Source organism: Pseudooceanicola sp. NS-SX8 (assembly GCF_057380755.1).
Genome location: NZ_CM170819.1, coordinates 1,328,444 through 1,345,124 on the forward strand (window position 1 = coordinate 1,328,444; position 16,681 = coordinate 1,345,124).

General features: G+C 67.1%; 12 protein-coding genes. 3 read left to right on the forward strand and 9 right to left on the reverse strand.

The window, feature by feature from the left end; genetic code table 11:
• The first annotated feature begins 55 nt into the window (after nucleotides 1-55).
• A complete protein-coding gene (locus tag AC2IR1_RS06155) occupies nucleotides 56-661 on the forward strand; it encodes a hypothetical protein (RefSeq protein WP_486475405.1) in 606 nt (201 codons plus the stop codon).
• 90 nt (nucleotides 662-751) lie between these two features.
• Nucleotides 752-1,390: a glutaredoxin 2 gene (gene grxB, locus AC2IR1_RS06160; RefSeq protein WP_486475406.1), complete on the forward strand. Its 639-nt coding sequence runs from the start codon at nucleotides 752-754 to the stop codon at nucleotides 1,388-1,390.
• Nucleotides 1,391-1,746: 356 nt separating this feature from the next.
• Here grxB and AC2IR1_RS06165 read toward each other — a convergent pair whose 3' ends face one another.
• Together AC2IR1_RS06165 and AC2IR1_RS06170 are read right to left on the reverse strand one after the other, a co-directional pair.
• Nucleotides 1,747-2,673 (reverse strand): electron transfer flavoprotein subunit alpha/FixB family protein, encoded by a 927-nt coding sequence (locus AC2IR1_RS06165; protein ID WP_486473402.1) that lies wholly within the window; start codon nucleotides 2,671-2,673, stop codon nucleotides 1,747-1,749.
• Entirely contained in the window at nucleotides 2,673-3,431 is a 759-nt protein-coding gene (locus tag AC2IR1_RS06170) for an electron transfer flavoprotein subunit beta/FixA family protein (protein ID WP_486475407.1), read from the reverse strand. The genes AC2IR1_RS06165 and AC2IR1_RS06170 overlap by 1 nt, the downstream gene beginning before the upstream one ends.
• Before the next feature lie 389 nt (nucleotides 3,432-3,820).
• On the opposite strand from AC2IR1_RS06170, the gene AC2IR1_RS06175 reads away from it, so the two are divergent.
• Nucleotides 3,821-6,316 (forward strand): GcvT family protein, encoded by a 2,496-nt coding sequence (locus AC2IR1_RS06175; protein ID WP_486475408.1) that lies wholly within the window; start codon nucleotides 3,821-3,823, stop codon nucleotides 6,314-6,316.
• An 839-nt stretch (nucleotides 6,317-7,155) separates the two neighbouring features.
• On the opposite strand, the gene AC2IR1_RS06180 is transcribed toward AC2IR1_RS06175, so the two are convergent.
• The 7 genes from AC2IR1_RS06180 to xdhA all read right to left on the reverse strand — a co-directional run bounded on the left by AC2IR1_RS06180 (nucleotide 7,156) and on the right by xdhA (nucleotide 16,608).
• Complete coding sequence (locus AC2IR1_RS06180) at nucleotides 7,156-8,250, reverse strand: BMP family ABC transporter substrate-binding protein (RefSeq protein WP_486475409.1); 1,095 nt, start codon at nucleotides 8,248-8,250, stop codon at nucleotides 7,156-7,158.
• Nucleotides 8,251-8,309: 59 nt separating this feature from the next.
• Nucleotides 8,310-9,230, reverse strand: a complete 921-nt coding sequence (locus AC2IR1_RS06185; RefSeq protein WP_486475410.1) for an ABC transporter permease — start codon at nucleotides 9,228-9,230, stop codon at nucleotides 8,310-8,312.
• Entirely contained in the window at nucleotides 9,230-10,312 is a 1,083-nt protein-coding gene (locus tag AC2IR1_RS06190; RefSeq protein WP_486475411.1) for an ABC transporter permease, read from the reverse strand. Before AC2IR1_RS06190 ends, AC2IR1_RS06185 begins: the two co-directional genes overlap by 1 nt.
• Before the next feature lie 87 nt (nucleotides 10,313-10,399).
• Complete coding sequence (locus AC2IR1_RS06195) at nucleotides 10,400-11,917, reverse strand: ABC transporter ATP-binding protein (RefSeq protein ID WP_486475412.1); 1,518 nt, start codon at nucleotides 11,915-11,917, stop codon at nucleotides 10,400-10,402.
• On the reverse strand, nucleotides 11,914-12,849 hold the full coding sequence (gene xdhC, locus AC2IR1_RS06200) for a xanthine dehydrogenase accessory protein XdhC (protein WP_486475413.1): 936 nt from the start codon (nucleotides 12,847-12,849) through the stop codon (nucleotides 11,914-11,916). The genes AC2IR1_RS06195 and xdhC overlap by 4 nt, the downstream gene beginning before the upstream one ends.
• Complete coding sequence (gene xdhB / locus AC2IR1_RS06205; RefSeq protein ID WP_486475414.1) at nucleotides 12,842-15,232, reverse strand: xanthine dehydrogenase molybdopterin binding subunit; 2,391 nt, start codon at nucleotides 15,230-15,232, stop codon at nucleotides 12,842-12,844. The genes xdhC and xdhB overlap by 8 nt, the downstream gene beginning before the upstream one ends.
• Nucleotides 15,229-16,608 (reverse strand): xanthine dehydrogenase small subunit, encoded by a 1,380-nt coding sequence (gene xdhA, locus AC2IR1_RS06210; RefSeq protein WP_486475415.1) that lies wholly within the window; start codon nucleotides 16,606-16,608, stop codon nucleotides 15,229-15,231. The genes xdhB and xdhA overlap by 4 nt, the downstream gene beginning before the upstream one ends.
• Nucleotides 16,609-16,681 lie beyond the last annotated feature (73 nt).

The following is a 16,681-nucleotide window of genomic DNA, read 5'->3' on the forward strand; positions in this document are numbered from 1 at the left end:
CGGGCGTTGCGTGGGGAGGGAATAGTTGACCAAAGTAATCGGGTAATGGCCCGGCGTGCGTGATCCGGCGGGCGTGACGCCTGACGAGGAGGATGCAATGCCAGGTTTCAAACTCATCATGCCGGCGGTGGTGGTTGCCATCCTCAACGCGGTCTCGGGGTGTGTCCCGGTCAGCGAGGTCAGGGAAAACCGTGCCGCGGCCGAGGAGGCGTCGCGGCCCAGGTTCGAAACCGCGCTGCAGGCCTTCCTGACCCAGTGCGAACGCGCGCTGCGCGGACAGGACATAGACCGCGGCGCCCTGCATGCCGCAGGGCTTCACGAGCCGGGCGGAGACCCGGACGCGGCCCGGTTCGACATTGATCTTGGCAGCTTCATCAACGGGTTGGGCAAGCCGGTAAGCCTGTCGTTCTCCGGGGCCATCGTCGACAAGCCGTCGAAATCCAGCCCGGGGGGAAGCCCGCGCGCCGGTGCCGGCTGCGTGGCGGATATGGAACTGGCGCCGGTCATGAGTTTCCTTCGGGCACGCGGCTGGAAGATCATCAATACCGACAAGGGGAAGTTCCTGTTGATGCGGGGGGCTGACCGGGCCCGGATGTTCAACGAGTTTCATTACCGGGATGGGACCTTGGCATGGCACCAGATCATGATCGTAAGGCTGTAGCCGCGAGAGGGTGGGCAGCGCCGGGGCCCGCACTTTCCATTCCTGCCTCGGATGCTAGGTTGAGGCCGAACAGGAAAAGAGGCTATCCCCATGAAACTCCACGTTTATGATCACTGCCCGTTTTGCGTTCGGGCGCGGATGCCGCTGGGTCTGAAATCGATCCCGGCGGAGGTGCTGTACCAGGCCAATGATGACGAGGAGACGCCGATCGGCATGATCGGGGCCAAGATGCTGCCCATCCTTGAGGATGAGGAAGGCTACATGGGCGAAAGCCTTGATGTGGTGGCCAAGCTCGACGCGCTGTCGGGGCCGCAGCTCTTCGGGGGCGAGCCGGATCCGGCGCTTGTCGAATGGATCAACCGCTGGGGCGGCGTGCTGAACGACCTGGTGATCCCCCGCACCCCCGACCCGGTCTACCCGGAGTTCGAGACGGCCTCCGCCAGGGCCTATTTCACCGCGAAGAAGACAGCGGTCTTCGGGGATTTTCAGGAGCTTAAGTCCCGCACCGACAGCCTGATCGGAGAGATGGAAACCGCGCTGGACCAGCTGGTGGCGCTGCTGCCGGACCCCGCCGCGCCCTCGATCGGGGATATCCTTCTCTTCCCGCTGCTGCGCTCCCTGACCGTGGTCGAGGGCCTGCGCTACCCGGCCCCGGTCGAGGCCTACATGCAGGCGATGTCGCAGGCCTGCGGCGTGCCCCTGGTGCAGGATCTGCGCGCCGCCGCCTGATCCGAAGGGGCGGAAAGAGGGCCCGGAAACCCCGGTATTCCCAATACGCGGTTCTTTTGCGAAGTGTCTGAAAAGGCGCGAACTTAACGTCGGTATTACGTCGGTATCACAGCGGTATCGCGACGGTCCGAAACGGGGGGATGCAGGGCCCAAATGCGGGGTAGGGGGCAGTCGCCCCGCCCCGCTCTTTCACTGCGCCGACAATACTCCGGGGGAGCCGCAGGCGGGGGCGGAGCCCCCTCCACCCCTTTCAAAAGCAAAAGGGCCCGCGCATTGCACGGGCCCTTCCGATATCCGTAGGGTGGATGCCAATCCACCGTTCCCGGCGTAGGGTGGGGTTTACCCCACCATCCCGGTCACAGCTTCCCGATCAGCTCCGGCACGGCCTCGAAGAGGTCCGCGACCAGGCCGTAGTCGGCCACCTGGAAGATCGGCGCTTCCTCGTCCTTGTTGATCGCCACGATCACCTTGGAATCCTTCATCCCCGCAAGGTGCTGGATCGCGCCGGAGATGCCGACGGCCACGTAGAGCTCCGGTGCCACGACCTTGCCGGTCTGGCCCACCTGCCAGTCGTTCGGCGCAAAGCCCGAATCGACCGCCGCGCGCGAGGCCCCCACGGCCGCACCCAGCTTGTCCGCCAGCTGCTCGATCAGCGCGAAGTCCTCTTCGGAACCCACGCCGCGACCGCCCGAGACGACGATGCCGGCGGAGGTCAGCTCCGGCCGGTCCGAGGTCGCGACCTTGTCTTCGACCCAGCTCGACAGGGCCGGATCCTCGCCCGCCGCCACGTTGTCGACCGCAGCCGCGCCGCCGTCACCGGCCGCGTCGAAGGTCGAGGTGCGGAAGGTGATCACCTTCTTCGCATCCAGCGATTTCACCGTCTGGATGGCGTTGCCGGCGTAGATCGGACGCTCGAAGGTGTCCGCATCGACCACGGCGGTGACGTCCGACAGGATCATCACGTCCAGCAGGGCCGCGACGCGCGGCAGGATGTTCTTGGCATCCGTGGTGGCGGGGGCGACGATGTGGTCGTAATCGGCACCAAGGGCGGCCACCAGGGCAGAGACCGGCTCCGCCAGGCGGTGGCCGTAGAGCGCATCCTCGGCCACCAGCACCTTGGCAACGCCGGCGATCTTGGCGGCTTCGGCACCGGCATCGGCGGCCTTTTCGCCGACGCAGAGCACGGTCACGTCGCCCAGCTTGGTGGCGGCGGTCACGGCCTTGGCGGTGGCGTCGAGGCCAAGCGCCCCGTCGGTGATTTCGGCAAGCAGAAGTACGGCCATCAGACGATCCCCTTCTCTTTCAGTTTCGCCACCAGCTCATCCACGGAGCCGACCATTTCGCCCGCCTGGCGGGTGGCCGGTTCGGAGGTCTTGACGACCTGCAGCCGCGGCGCCGGGTCGACGCCGTAATCCGCGGGGGTCTTTTCCTCCAGCGGTTTCTTCTTTGCCTTCATGATGTTGGGCAGGGAGGCATAGCGCGGCTCGTTGAGGCGCAGGTCGGCGGTGACGACCGCGGGCAGCTTGACCGAGATGGTCTGCAACCCGCCATCGACCTCGCGGGTGACCTGTGCGGCATCGCCTTCGACGGCAACTTCGCCGGCGAAGGTGGCCTGGGACCAGCCGAGCAGGGCGGAGAGCATCTGGCCGGTGGCGTTCATGTCGTTGTCGATGGCCTGCTTGCCGGCGATGACCAGCTGGGGCTCTTCGGCCTCGACCACGCCTTTCAGCAGCTTGGCGACGGTCAGCGGTTCGATGTCGGTATGGACGTCATCGGCGGCGACGATCAGGATGGCCCGGTCGGCGCCCATGGCCAGCGCGGTGCGCAGGGTTTCCTGCGCCTGTTTCACGCCGATGGAGACGGCGACCACCTCGGTCGCGACGCCCTTTTCCTTCAGCCGGATCGCCTCTTCCACGGCGATCTCGTCGAAGGGGTTCATCGACATCTTTACGTTGGCAAGATCGACACCCGTGCCATCCGCCTTCACGCGGACTTTCACGTTGTAATCGATCACGCGTTTGACAGGCACCAGCACCTTCATCGGCGATCACTCCCTTGATCAAATGGGCCGCAAGATTCGTGCGCGGCCCTCCTTCTCCCCGGAGTTGATATAGGGTCATCCCCCGTGTTGACAGGCCAAAAGGGACCTTCCGTTGCGCGGCAACGTCACGTTTTTTCCGCGATGCGGCGCCGTTTCCGCTCTGCGGCGAGGCTATGCGCGAAGTGCCGGGTGCCCATGTTTCGGGCTCATGATCTTTCCGCAGGGGCTGGGGAAAGGGTCGGGAGGGGGGCGGGGTGTCGCAAAAAATCGCTCCGGCGGGCCGGAGGTCGCAATTGCGCGATGTTGCGTCGGCTGGACCCATCGCGATTTGCCGCAACTGCTAAAGCTGGCGGAAACCGCCCAAGGTCGCACTGCAGGGAAACGCGCGAATGAAAACCCAAGTCAAAGCTCTCGTCGTCGGTGGTGGTGCCGTCGGCACCTCCATTGCCTATCACCTGGCGAAGGCCGGCTGGCAGGATGTCATGCTGCTGGAACGCGATGAGCTGACCTCCGGCTCCACCTGGCATGCGGCGGGGCTGCTGCCGCTGTTCAACATGAGCTATGCCACCACGCATATCCACAAGTACTCCGTCGAGTTCTACAAGACCCTGGAGGCCGAGACGGGGCTGAACGCGGGCTTCTCCATCGTCGGCAACCTGCGCATGGCGCAGACCCAGGCGCGGATGGACGAGTACATGGTCTATGCCACCACGGCGGAGACGGCGGAGGTGCCCTACGAGTGGATGACGCCCGCGCAGATCAAGGAGCGCTGGCCGCTGGTCAACGTGGAGGGGCTGAAGGGCGCGATCTTCCACCCCACCGATGGCTACATCAACCCTGCCGACGTCACCATGGCGATGGCCAAGGGCGCCCGTCAGCGCGGCGTGATGATCGAGCGGAAGTGGCAGGTGGACGGCTACCACTGGACCGGTGAGGCCTGGGAGGTGACCTGCACGAAGATGGTGGAGAAGGGCGGCAACCTGGTGACCTCCGACGAGCAGATCGTCATCACTGCAGAGCATGTCGTCACCGCCACCGGCAACCATGCGCAGCGCACCGCGAAACTGCTGGGCATCAAGACCCCGGCGATCCCGGTGGAGCACCAGTTCATCGTGACCGAGCCCGATCCGGCGCTGGTCGAGTTCCGCAAGAACGGCGGGGCCGAGCACCCGGTGCTGCGCGATGCCGATGCCAAGTGGTACGTGCGCGAGGAGCGCGGCGGCTGGATCCTGGGCCCCTATGAGCGCAATGCGCCCGCGCGATTCCGGTTCGGCGTGCCCGACAGCTTCCGCGCCGATCTCTTCCCGCTGGATCTGGAGCGGATCGAGGAAGAGTACATGTCGATGATCCATCGTCTGCCCTCCTCCGAAACCGTGGGGCTGAAGGACGATTTCAACGGGCCCATCTGCTACACCCCCGATGGCAACCCGCTGGTCGGCCCCGCGCCGGGGCTGCGCAACATGTGGCTGGCCGAGGGTTTCAGCTTCGGCATCACCGCCGCCGGCGGCACGGGCTATTACCTGGCGCAGATGATGGTCGAGGGCGAGGCGGAGATCGACATGGCGTCGCTGGATCCCAAGCGCTACGGCAACTGGATGACCAGCGAATATGCCGTGGCCAAGAACGAGGAAGCCTACGAGCACGTCTTCATCCTGCACCACCCCGACGAGGAGCGCGAGGCGGGTCGCCCGCTGCGGACCTCGCCGGCCTATGACCGGCAGAAGGCCGCGGGCGCGCAGTTCGGCCATGTGAACGGCTGGGAACGCCCGAACTACTACGCCCCCGAAGGCTTCGACGATCACGCGGCGCGCTCCTTCCGGCGCGGCGGCTGGTGGCAATATGCCGTCGAGGAGGCGAAGGCCATCCGCGAGGGCGTGGGCCTGGTCGATGCCACCGCCTTCACCAAGCATTCGGTGCGGGGCGCAGGCGCGACCGAGTTCCTGGACTGGTTCACCTGCAACAAGCTGCCCAAGGTGGGCCGCATCAACCTGACCTATGCGCTGACCTCTGCAGGCACCACCCGGACCGAGTACACCATCGTGCGCATGGCCGAGAACGACTACTACCTCGTCTCCGCCGGGGCCTGGGCGGCCTATGACCAGGACTACCTGATCAAGGCAGCCGAGGATTTCTGCGCCAGCACCGGCAAGAGCGTGGTGATCTCCGATGTCACGACCCAGTACGGCGTCTTCGCCGTGGCCGGGCCGAAGTCGCGTGATCTGCTGAAGAAGCTGATCCGCGATGCCGATCCGGAAACGGCGCTGTCGAACAAGCGCTTCCCCTGGCTGTCGGCGCGCAACGTGGAACTGGGCATGGTACCGGTGACGGCCATCCGCGTGGCCTATACCGGCGAGCTGGGCTGGGAACTGCACCACCCGATCGAGATGCAGAACCACCTGTGGGACCGGCTGGTCGAGGCGGGCGAGGAATTCGGCCTGAAGCTGGTGGGCGCCCGGGCGCAGAACTGGCTGCGGCAGGAGAAGAGCTACCGCGCCTTCGGCACCGAGCTGGGCCGCGATGCGACCCCGGCGGAGGCCGATCTGCCCCGCTTCATCGACCTGTCGAAGGAATTCTACGGCAAGGACGCCATGGTCGCGAAAGGCATCCGCGCCAAATGCGTCACGGTGCTGATCGACGGGCCGGAGGATGCCGATCCCTGGGGCCGCGAGGCGCTTTACGTCGATGGCAAGAAGGTGGGGCGCCTGACCTCCGGCGGCTATTCGGTGGCCTTCGGGAAGTCCATCGGCATGGGCTATGTCAGTCCGGACCTGGCCGTGGTGGGGCAGAAGCTGAAGGTCAAGATGTTCGACCAGCTGTGGGACGCCGAGATCGTCGAGGACAGCCCCTATGATCCGAGCAACGCGAAGATCCGCGTGGACGGGTAAGAGGGGGCTGACGGGAACCCGGCCGGGGCCTGACGTTGGGGCCTGACGTTGGGGCCTTCCGGGGGGACGCGCAGGGTATCGGCCTGCGGCCGATGCCTCCGGCGGGGATATTTCGGGCCAGAAAATGGGAAGGGCGCGCGACGGGAGACCGGGCGCGCCCTTTGTCGTGGGGGAGGTGCGTGGTTGGGGGGGGTATGGTGGATTGGCATCCACCCTACGGCTCACGTTGGGGCTTGCCGGCGGGACGTGCAGGGTATCGGCCTGCGGCCGATGCCTCCGGCGGGGATATTTCGGGCCAGAAAATGGGAAGGGCGCGTGACGGGAGACCGGGCGCGCCCTTTGTCGTGGGGGGGGCGTGGTTGGGGGGTGGGTTTGGTGGATTGGCATCCACCCTACGGCTCACGTTGGGGCTTGCCGGCGGGGCGCGCAGGGTATCGGCCTGCGGCCGATGCCTCCGGCGGGGATATTTCGGGCCAGAAAATGGGAAGGGCGCGCGATGGGAGACCGGGTGCGCCCTTTGTCGTGGGGGAGGTGCGTGGTTTGGGTGGGGCGTTGGTGGATTGGCATCCACCCTACGGCGGAGAGGCTGGCTGCGCCCTTGTAGGGTGGATGCCAATCCACCGCCCGGGGCGCGCGACCCCGCAGAGCGACGGCAAGACGCGGAGGGGCCCGTGATCGCTGTGGGCGTGCTTGGGGAGGGCCAAGGGCGCGGAAGGAAAACGCCCCGGCGGATCACTCCGCCGGGGCGCTGTCTTGGTGCAGGGAGGCGGGGGAACCCCGCTGTGCCTGCTTGCTGCGGCCCGCGATTGCTGAGGGCCCGCGATTATTTGGGCCCGCGATTATTGGGGAACGGAGCCTTCCAGGCCTTCGACGTAGAACATCATGCCGGCCAGGGTGCCGTCATCGGCGGTTTCGCCTTCGGCCAGCCAGTCGGAGCCGTCCTGCTTTTTGATCGGGCCGGTGAAGGCGTGGTATTCGCCGGAGGCCAGCTTGTCCTTCAGTTCCAGGGCTTCGGCCTTGACCTCTGCGGGGACCGCCTCGGTGATCTCGCCGATGCCGACCATGCCGTCACCGATGCCTTCCCAGACGTTGTGGGATTCCCAGGTGCCGTCCATGACCGCCTTCACGCGGGAGACGTAGTAGGGCGCCCAGTTGTCGATGATCGAGGACACGCGGGGGGAGGGGGCATATTCCGCCATGTCGCCCGCCTGGCCGAAGCCGATGACGTTGCCGGCTTCCTTCGCGGCGGCCAGCGGCGCGGTGGAATCGGTGTGCTGGATCAGCACGTCGGCGCCCTGGTCGATCAGGGTCTTGGCGGCGTCGGCTTCCTTGGCGGGGTTCATCCATTCCATCAGCCAGATGATCTTGAACTCCACGTCGGGGTTCACCTTCTTGGCGTGGATGTAGGCGGAGTTGATGCCACGGACCACTTCGGGGATCGGCACGGCGGCGATGTAGCCGATAATGTTCGACTTGGTCATGTGACCGGCGATCACGCCTTCGACCGCGCGGCCTTCGTAGAAGCGGGCGGAGTAGGCGGACATGTTCGGCGCGGTCTTGTAGCCGGTGGCATGTTCGAACTTCACGTTCGGGAATTTCTCTGCCACGGCCAGGGTCGGATCCATGTAGCCGAAGGAGGTGGAGAAGATGATGTCGGCGCCCTGCAGGGCCATCTGGGTCATCGCCTGTTCGGCCTCGGGGCCTTCGGCGACGTTTTCCTGCTCGATCAGTTCGACCTTGTCGGCGCCCAGTTCCTCGACCATCTGCATGGCGGATTCATGGTGGTGCTGGGACCAGCCGCCATCGGTGACGGGGCCGACGTAGACGAAGCCGACCTTGATCTTGTCCTCGGCCAGGGCCGCGCCGGCGCTGAGGGCGGTCAGGGCCATGGCGCCGGCGGCGCCTTTCAGGAACGTCCGTTTCTTCAGAAGCATCTCAATCTCCCACTTTTGGTATTGGTTGAGCCCCTTCGGGGGCGCGATGTTGCCAGGCCTCACTGCGAGGCATGGAAGGTGCGACCCAGCGAGGCGGGGGCCCCGCTGCGGTCGAAACTCATGATGACCAGCACGACGATGGTGATCAGGTACGGGGACATGGAAAGGTATTCCGCGGGAATCGCAACCCCCGCCGCCTGCAGGTTCAGCTGCAGCACGGTGACGCCCCCGAAGAGGTAGGCCCCCAGCAGCACGCGCCAGGGTTTCCAGCTGGCGAAGACCACCAGGGCCAGGGCGATCCAGCCGGTGCCGCCGGTCATGCCCTCGGTCCATTGCGGGACGCGGATCAGGCTGATGTAGGCGCCGCCCAGGCCCGCGCAGGCCCCGCCGAAGAGGATGGCCATGATCCGGATGCGGATGACCTTGTAGCCGAGCGCATGGGCCGCGTCGTGGTTTTCGCCCACGGCCTTCAGGATCAGCCCGGCCCGGGTGTACTTGAGGAAGGCCCATGTGGCCGCGACCAGCGCCAGGCCCACGTAGACCATGGCGTCATGGCTGAACAGGATCCGCCCCAGCACCGGCAGGTCCGACAGCACGGGCAGGTCCAGCCTGGGCGAGGAGGGCGGCTTGATGCCCACGTATTTCTGCCCCATCAGCGCGGAGAGGCCGAGCCCGAAGAGCGTCAGCGCCAGGCCCGAGGCCACCTGGTTGGCCAGGGCGAACTGGGTCAGCACGGCAAAGAGCAGCGACAGCACCGCGCCCCCCGCCGCCGCCGCGATGAAGCCCAGGAAGGGCGAGCCGGTGTTGACCGCGACGATGAAGCCGCAGATCGCGCCGGTGATCATCATCCCCTCGACGCCGAGGTTCAGCACCCCCGCCTTTTCCACGATGAGTTCCCCGATCGCCGCCAGCATGACGGCGGTGGAAGCGACCATGAGGGACGCGATCAGCAGGACCGGATTGATAGCCGAGACATCCATCAGGCGGCCTCCCCCAGGGTAATGCGGATACGGTAGTTGGTGAGCACATCGACGGCCAGCAGGAAGAACAGCAGCATCCCCTGGAAGGCCTGGATCGCCGCCGCCGGAAGGCCCATGGCCGATTGCGCCGCCGAGCCGCCGACATAGGTCAGCGCCATCAGCAGGCCCGCCAGGACGATGCCCAGCGGATGCAGCCGCCCGAGGAAGGCCACGATGATCGCGGTGAAGCCGTAGCCGACGGAGAAGCCGGTGGTGATCTGGCCGGAAGGGCCGGAGACCTCGAACATGCCGGCAAGGCCCGCCAGCGCCCCCGCCGTGCCCATGCAGAAGAGCACCAGGCGCGCCGGTTTCACGCCGGAGAACTTCGCCGCGCGCGGCGCCTCGCCCGTCAGGCGGATCTGGAAGCCCAGCAGGTGCCGGTTGAGCAGGATATAGGCCAGGATCGCGGCGATGAAGGCCGCCGCCACCCCCCAGTGCATGCCCGTGCCCTCGATGATGTCGGCGTTATGGGCCGCCGGATACTGCTTGAGGTTCCGCGAGCCGGGGAAGCCGAAGCCTTCGGGGTTCTTCATCAGGCCGATGGCCATGGAGGAGAGGAAATTCTCGGCCACGTAGACCAGCATGAGGGAGACCAGGATCTCGTTCGTGCCGAATTTCACCTTCAGCAGGGCCGGGATCATCGCCCAGGCCAGCCCGCCAAGGGCGCCGGCCAGGATCATCAGCGGGAAGATGTACCAGGCATCCAGCGGGTAGAAGGCCAGGGCCACACCGGCACCGGCGATGGCGCCCATGATGTACTGCCCTTCGGCCCCGATGTTCCAGATCCCGGCCTTGAAGCCCAGCGACAGGCCGAGCGCGATCAGGATCAGCGGCCCGCCCTTCACCAGAAGCTGTGGCCGGTAGTAGAAGGAGAATTCGCCGAACAGCGGATCCCAGAAGATCGTCTTGATCGCCAGCACCGGATCCTTGCCCAGGATGGCAAAGAGCAGGCCGCCCGCGATCATGGTGATCACCACGGCGAGGATCGGGGTGAAATAGGACAGCGTCCGGGAGGGTTGCGGTCGTTTTTCGAGGAAGATCATGCGCATCCCTCCGTCTGTGCCCAAAGGGGCGGGATGGCCCGGGTGCAGCCGGGGGCCAGGATGGGGGTGGGGAGCAGGGGGGCGAGGTCACGCATGGGCTGCCTCCATCCCGTGGGCGCCGCCCATCATCAGGCCGATCTCTTCCATCGACAGGCCCTGTGCGGGCACCACCTGGGACAGGCGCCCCTCGTTCAGGGCCGCGAAATTGTCCGACACTTCCATCAGTTCGTCGAGGTCCTGGCTGATCACGATCACCGCGGCACCGCCTGCGGCCAGATCGAGGATCGCCTGGCGGATCGTGGCGGCGGCGGCGGCATCGACGCCCCAGGTCGGCTGGTTCACCACCAGCACCTCGGGCCGTTGCATGACTTCCCGTCCGATGACGAATTTCTGCAGGTTGCCGCCCGAAAGCGCCCGGGCGGCGGTTTCGGTGCCCGGCGTGCGCACGTCGAAGCGTTCGATGATCGACTGGGCGAAATCGCGCGCCTTGCCCCATTTGAGGAAGCCGTTGGTCATCAGCCCTTCGCGTTCCGCCCCGGTCAGCAGGGCGTTTTCGGTCAGGGTCATGTTGGGCGCCGCGGCATGGCCCAGCCGTTCTTCGGGCCCGGTCAGCAACCCACGACGGCGGCGTTCGGTCGGGCCCCTGGCGCCGATTTCCGCCCCGTCGAGGACGACCATGCCGGGGGCGGAGGTGATCTCCCCCGAAAGGGCCGCCAGCAGTTCGTCCTGGCCGTTGCCCGCAACCCCTGCAAGGCCCAGCACTTCGCCCGCGCGGACGGTGAGGGTCACGTTCTTCAGCGAGGTGCCGAACTGGCTGGGGGAGGGGACGGAGAGGTCGTTGAGCGCGAGGCGCACATCGCCGGGCGTCGAGGGTTCGCGTTCGGGGCGGTGCAGTTCCGTGCCCACCATCATCTCGGCCATCTGGGCCGCCGTGACCTCTCGCGGGGTGCAGGTGCCGACCTTCTTGCCCAGGCGCAGGATCGTCGCCTCGTCGCAGAGGGCGCGGATCTCTTCCAGCTTGTGGGAGATGTAGAGGATCGAGGTGCCTTCGGATTTCAGCTTCCGCAGGGTGGCGAAGAGGATTTCGACCTCCTGCGGGGTGAGGACCGAGGTCGGTTCGTCCATGATCAGGAGCTTGGGATCCTGGAGCAGGCAGCGGATGATTTCGACCCGCTGGCGTTCACCGGCCGAAAGATCCCCCACCAGGCGCCAGGGATCGAGCGGCAGGCCGTATTGTTCGGACACCGCGCGGATGCGTTCGGCCAGTTCGCCCGTCTTGGGCGGGTTGGCCATGCCGAGGGCGACGTTTTCGGCAACGTTGAGCGCATCGAAGAGCGAGAAGTGCTGAAACACCATGGCCACGCCGCGGGCGCGGGCCTCCTGCGGTTCGGAGGGCGCATAGGCGGTGCCCATGAAGGCCATGTCGCCGCTGTCGGGCTTGACCAGGCCATAGATCATTTTGACCAGCGTGGACTTGCCCGCGCCGTTCTCGCCCAGCAGGGCGTGGACCTCGCCTTCCATGATGTTGAAGGAGACGTCGCTGTTGGCGACCACCCCCGGATAGGCCTTTGTAAGACCCACGATTTTCAGCAGTGTCCCCGTCACGCCGTTCTCCCCCTGATGGCGTCTTTGCGCGCCGTTGTCGTCAGTAGCTCAGCCGCCACGCCCACGGCAATCTCCTGCGGGTGTTTGCCGTAGGAAGGTTGACCGATTGGACAAGAAATGCCTGCGATAGAGGCAGGTTGGTGGCCCATGGCCGCCAGGCGGGAGCGAAAGCGCGCCCATTTGCTGGCGGATCCGATCAGCCCGCAGGAGGCGAAGCCGCGGCGCAGCAGCGCGTCGCAGAGCGCCAGGTCGAGCTGGTGCGAATAGGTCAGGATCAGGTGGTGGGCGTCCGGGGCCGCATGGGTCGCCAGCCGCGCGGGATCGGCGGCGGGGAGGATGGTCACGCCGTCGGGTGGCTGTTCGGGGAAGCGGTCGGGCGCGGTGTCGATCCAGGTGAGCGCGATCCCGGGCAGGGGCGCCAGCACCGAGGCGATGGCACGCCCGACATGCCCCGCGCCCCAGAGCCAGACCGCGCGGGCGGGCCGGGCCAGCGGTTCGACCATCCAGCCCTCGTGGATCCCTGCGGCGGGCGGGGTGCCCTGGGCGCGGGCCTCCGCCAGCTGGCGGCGCAGGGCAAAGGGCATTTCGTCCCCGGAGCCGGGCAGCGGACGGGCATAGGCGGTGCCGTCGAGCGTGGCCAGCCGCGCCGCGTCCCAGATTTCATAAAGCAGCTTCACCGCCCCGCCGCAGCACTGGCCCAGGTCGGGGCCAAGCGCGCGCGCCTCCAGCCGGTCGGCGGTGAGGGTGCGGGCGCGCAGCATCGCCTCATGTTCCAGGGTGCCGCCCCCGATGGTGCCGATCAGCGCCTCGGGGGTGACGAGCATGGCTGCGCCGACCTCGCGCGGGGTGGAGCCGCGGGTTTCCGCGACCACCACCCGCACGAGGCGGGGCGCCCGGGCCAGCGCCCGGGCAAGCTCTTCGCGGTCAAGCATTCGTCACCTGGGCCGTTTTCACCCGGTCGATGGCGTCGAGCACGCGTTCCGGCGTGGCGGGCGCATCGAGCAGGGGATAGGCGGTGCCGCAGGCGCCGACCGCATCCGACAGCGCCAGCAGGGCAGAGATGCCCAGCATGAAGGGCGGCTCCCCCACGGCCTTGGACCGGTAGATCGTCTGCGCCGGGTTGGGTTCATCCCAGAGCGCCACGTTGAAGACCCGCGGCCGGTCGGAACAGGCGGGGATCTTGTAGGTCGAGGGCGCATGGGTGCGCAGCCGACCCTTGCCGTCCCAGACCAGTTCCTCGGTCGTGAGCCAGCCCGCGCCCTGGACGTAGCCGCCCTCCACCTGGCCGATGTCCAGCGCGGGGTTCAGCGAAGACCCTGCGTCATGCAGGATGTCGGTGCGCAGGATGCGGTATTCGCCGGTGAGCGTATCGACCACCACTTCGGTCAGCGCCGCGCCATGGGCGAAGTAGAAGAACGGCCGCCCCGCGCCCTGCACCCGGTCCCAGCTGAGGTCGGGGGTGCGGTAATGCCCGGTGGCCGAAAGGCTGACCTGCGCCTGGTAGGTCAGCTCGGCGGCGCGGGCGAAGGTCAGGCTCTCGCCCCCGACGGTGACCATGCCGTCGGCGAAGAAGACCTCTTCCACCGCAACCTGGTGCAGTTCGGCCACCACGCCTGCGATGCGGTCGCGGATCGTGTCGCAGGCGGCCTTCACCGCCATGCCGTTCAGGTCCGAGCCGGAGGATGCGGCGGTGGCGGAGGTGTTGGGCACCTTGGCGGTGTCCGAAGCGGTGATCTTCACCGCCTCCATCGGGATCCCGAAGCGGGAGGCCGCGACCTGCGCCACCTTCTGGAACAGGCCCTGTCCCATCTCGGTCCCGCCGTGGTTCAGATGCACCGATCCGTCCTGGTAGACATGGACCAGCGCCCCCGCCTGGTTGAGGTGCGACAGGGTGAAGGAGATGCCGAATTTCACCGGGCTGAACCCCAGCCCCTTCTTCAGCACCGGGTTCTGCGCATTCCACGCCGCCACGGCCTCTTTGCGCGCCGCGTAATCGCTGCTGTCCAGCAGCTTGTCCGTCAGCCGGTGCAGGATGAAATCCTCCACCACCTGTCCATAGGGCGTGGTCTGCGCCGCGCCCCCTTCTTCCATTCGATGGCCGGAAATACTCCGGGGGGAGGCCGCAGGCCGGGGGGCGGAGCCCCCTTCCGCCCCATCCACGGGACAATCGGCATAGTAGTTCACCTGCCGCACGGCGACGGGATCCAGCCCCAGGTCATGGGCGATGTGGTCGATCACCCGTTCGATGCCCACCACGCCCTGCGGCCCGCCGAAGCCGCGATAGGCGGTGGCGGAGCACATGTTGGTGCGCAGCCGGTGGCTTTCGATGCGGGCGTTTTCCAGCAGGTAGGCGTTGTCGGCATGCAGCATGGCGCGGTCCGCCACCGCCAGCGTCAGGTCCTGGGACCAACCGGCGCGGGTGTATTGGCGGAAATCCACGCCCAGGATGCGGCCCTGGGGGGTGACGCCCACGCGGTAGTCGATGCGGAAATCATGGCGCTTGCCGGTGATCTGCATGTCGTCGTCGCGGTCATAGCGCATCTTGGCGGGCCGCCCGGTCAGCGCGGCGATCACCGCGCAGGAGACGGCCAGCGCATTGCCCTGGCTTTCCTTGCCGCCGAAGCCGCCACCCATGCGGCGGGTTTCGACGCGCACGGCATGCATGGGCTTGCCGATCGCCTCTGCCACCTTGTGCTGGATCTCGGTCGGGTGCTGGGTCGAGGACGACACCAGCACGTCGCCGTTTTCCTGCGGCAGGGCGAGGGAGGCCTGGCCTTCGAGGTAGAAATGTTCCTGCCCGCCCATTTCGATCCGGCCTTCGATGACGCGGGGGGCCGCGGTGATGGCGGCCTCCGCATCGCCCTTGGACCAGACCAGCGGCGGGTATTCGATGTAGCTTTCGGCCTCCAGCGCTTCTTCGACCGTCAGGATCGGCGTTTCCTCGTCGATCTCCATCACCGCCAGCGTCGCGGCCTTGCGGGCGGCGTGGTGGGAGGTGGCGGCGACGAGGAAGACCGGCTGGCCGACGAAATTGACCCGGCCGGTGGAAAGCAGGGGTTCGTCATGCACGGGGGCGGAGGCCACGTCATTGGCGAAGGGCAGGTCGGCGGCGGTCATGACCTTCACCACGCCCGGCGCGGCCTTGACCTTTGCCAGGTCCAGCGCCGTGATCGTGCCGCGCGCCACGGGCGAGGTGCCGAAGGCCAGGTGCAGCGTGTTGGCGGGCAGGGGGATGTCGTCAATGTAGCGCGCCTGTCCGGTGACGTGGAGCGGGCCGCTGTCATGCGGCAGGGGCTTGCGAACCTGTTCGGTCATGCCTCGACCTCCAGCACGTCGACATCCTGGCCGAGGTCGGCGAGCAGGTAGCGGGTGAGCATGTTGCGGGCGGCCTTCAGCCGGTAGGCGGCAGAGGCGCGCATGTCGGTCATGGGGGTGTAGTCCTTGGCCCATTCACCGGCCACGGCTTCGACGGTGGCCAGCGTCCAGGGTTTGCCCAGCAGGGCGGTTTCGACGTGGCGGGCGCGTTTGGGCGTGCCGGCCATGCCGCCGAAGGCGATGCGCGCGGCGGTCACGGTGCCCGCCGAAACGGTCACGCTGAAGCAGCCGCAGACGGCGGAAATGTCCTGATCGAAGCGCTTGGACAGCTTGTAGCAGGCCAGCCGGTCGGGGGTTTCGCCGGTGGGGCGCGGGATGGTCACGGCCTCGACGAATTCGCCGGGCGCGCGGTCCTGGCGGCCGTAGTCGATGAAGAAGTCTTCCAGCGGGATGTCGCGGCGGGTGGTGCCATGGCGAAGGTGCAGGGTGGCGCCAAGCGCGATCAGCGCGGGCGGGCCGTCCCCGATGGGGGAGCCGTTGGCGATATTGCCGCCGACGGTGGCGGCATTGCGCACCTGGACGGAGGCGAAGCGGCGCAGCATGGCGGCAAGGCCCGGGTAATAGGGCGCGATGACCGGCAGCAGGTCGGACCAGGTGGTCATGGCGCCGATGCGGATGCCGTCATCCGTCACCGTCACGCCCTTCAGATCGGCGCAGCGGTTCAGGAAGGCCACTTCGCCCAGGTCGCGCATGGCCTTGGTCACATGCAGGCCGAGGTCGGTCGCCCCGGCCACCAGGGTGGCATCGGGGTTGGCTTCGTACCACTGTGCCAGCTCGTCCGAGGTTTCGGGCTGGAAGGCGATGCCCGCCGCGTCCACCGGCATGCGGAAGGTCGCGGGCAGGTGGGCGGGGGCGGGTTTCGCCGCTGCCTCCTCTGCCGCGCGGATGATCGGTGCGTAGCCGGTGCAGCGGCACAGGTTGCCCGCCAGCGTCAGGTCATGGTCCGTCTCGCCGGTGATCTGGGCCGTCGCCATCGACATGGTGAAGCCGGGCGTGCAGAAGCCGCATTGCGATCCGTGATGGTCCACCATGGCCTGCTGCACCGGGTGCAGCGCGCCGTCGGGCAGGGCGAGCCCCTCGACCGTGGTCACCGACTTGCCGTGCAGCTGCGGCAGGAAGAGGATGCAGGCGTTCAGCGCCTTCGGTCCCTCTTCGGAGGTCACCATGACGGTGCAGGCGCCGCAATCGCCCTCGTTGCAGCCTTCCTTGGTGCCCGTCAGGCCCCGTTCGATGCGCAACCAGTCAAGCAGCGTCATCGTGGGGGGGACATCACCGATGTCCACCCGGTCTCCGTTCAGTTGAAAGGAGAGTGTCATGTTCATTATCACCGCCGCGTTACCCGTTGCGCCCTGAAATGTCCCCTCGATGCGGCGTAGAAGAGACGGCGTT

Excerpts from the sequence above, each read along its gene's own strand:
- grxB (WP_486475406.1), top strand. The coding sequence starts at position 752 with ATGAAACTCCACGTTTATGATCACTGCCCGTTTTGCGTTCGGGCGCGG.
- AC2IR1_RS06165 (WP_486473402.1), bottom strand. The coding sequence starts at position 2,673 with ATGGCCGTACTTCTGCTTGCCGAAATCACCGACGGGGCGCTTGGCCTC.
- AC2IR1_RS06170 (WP_486475407.1), bottom strand. The coding sequence starts at position 3,431 with ATGAAGGTGCTGGTGCCTGTCAAACGCGTGATCGATTACAACGTGAAA.
- AC2IR1_RS06175 (WP_486475408.1), top strand. The coding sequence starts at position 3,821 with ATGAAAACCCAAGTCAAAGCTCTCGTCGTCGGTGGTGGTGCCGTCGGC.
- AC2IR1_RS06180 (WP_486475409.1), bottom strand. The coding sequence starts at position 8,250 with ATGCTTCTGAAGAAACGGACGTTCCTGAAAGGCGCCGCCGGCGCCATG.
- AC2IR1_RS06185 (WP_486475410.1), bottom strand. The coding sequence starts at position 9,230 with ATGGATGTCTCGGCTATCAATCCGGTCCTGCTGATCGCGTCCCTCATG.
- AC2IR1_RS06190 (WP_486475411.1), bottom strand. The coding sequence starts at position 10,312 with ATGATCTTCCTCGAAAAACGACCGCAACCCTCCCGGACGCTGTCCTAT.
- xdhC (WP_486475413.1), bottom strand. The coding sequence starts at position 12,849 with ATGCTTGACCGCGAAGAGCTTGCCCGGGCGCTGGCCCGGGCGCCCCGC.
- xdhB (WP_486475414.1), bottom strand. The coding sequence starts at position 15,232 with ATGACCGAACAGGTTCGCAAGCCCCTGCCGCATGACAGCGGCCCGCTC.
- xdhA (WP_486475415.1), bottom strand. The coding sequence starts at position 16,608 with ATGACACTCTCCTTTCAACTGAACGGAGACCGGGTGGACATCGGTGAT.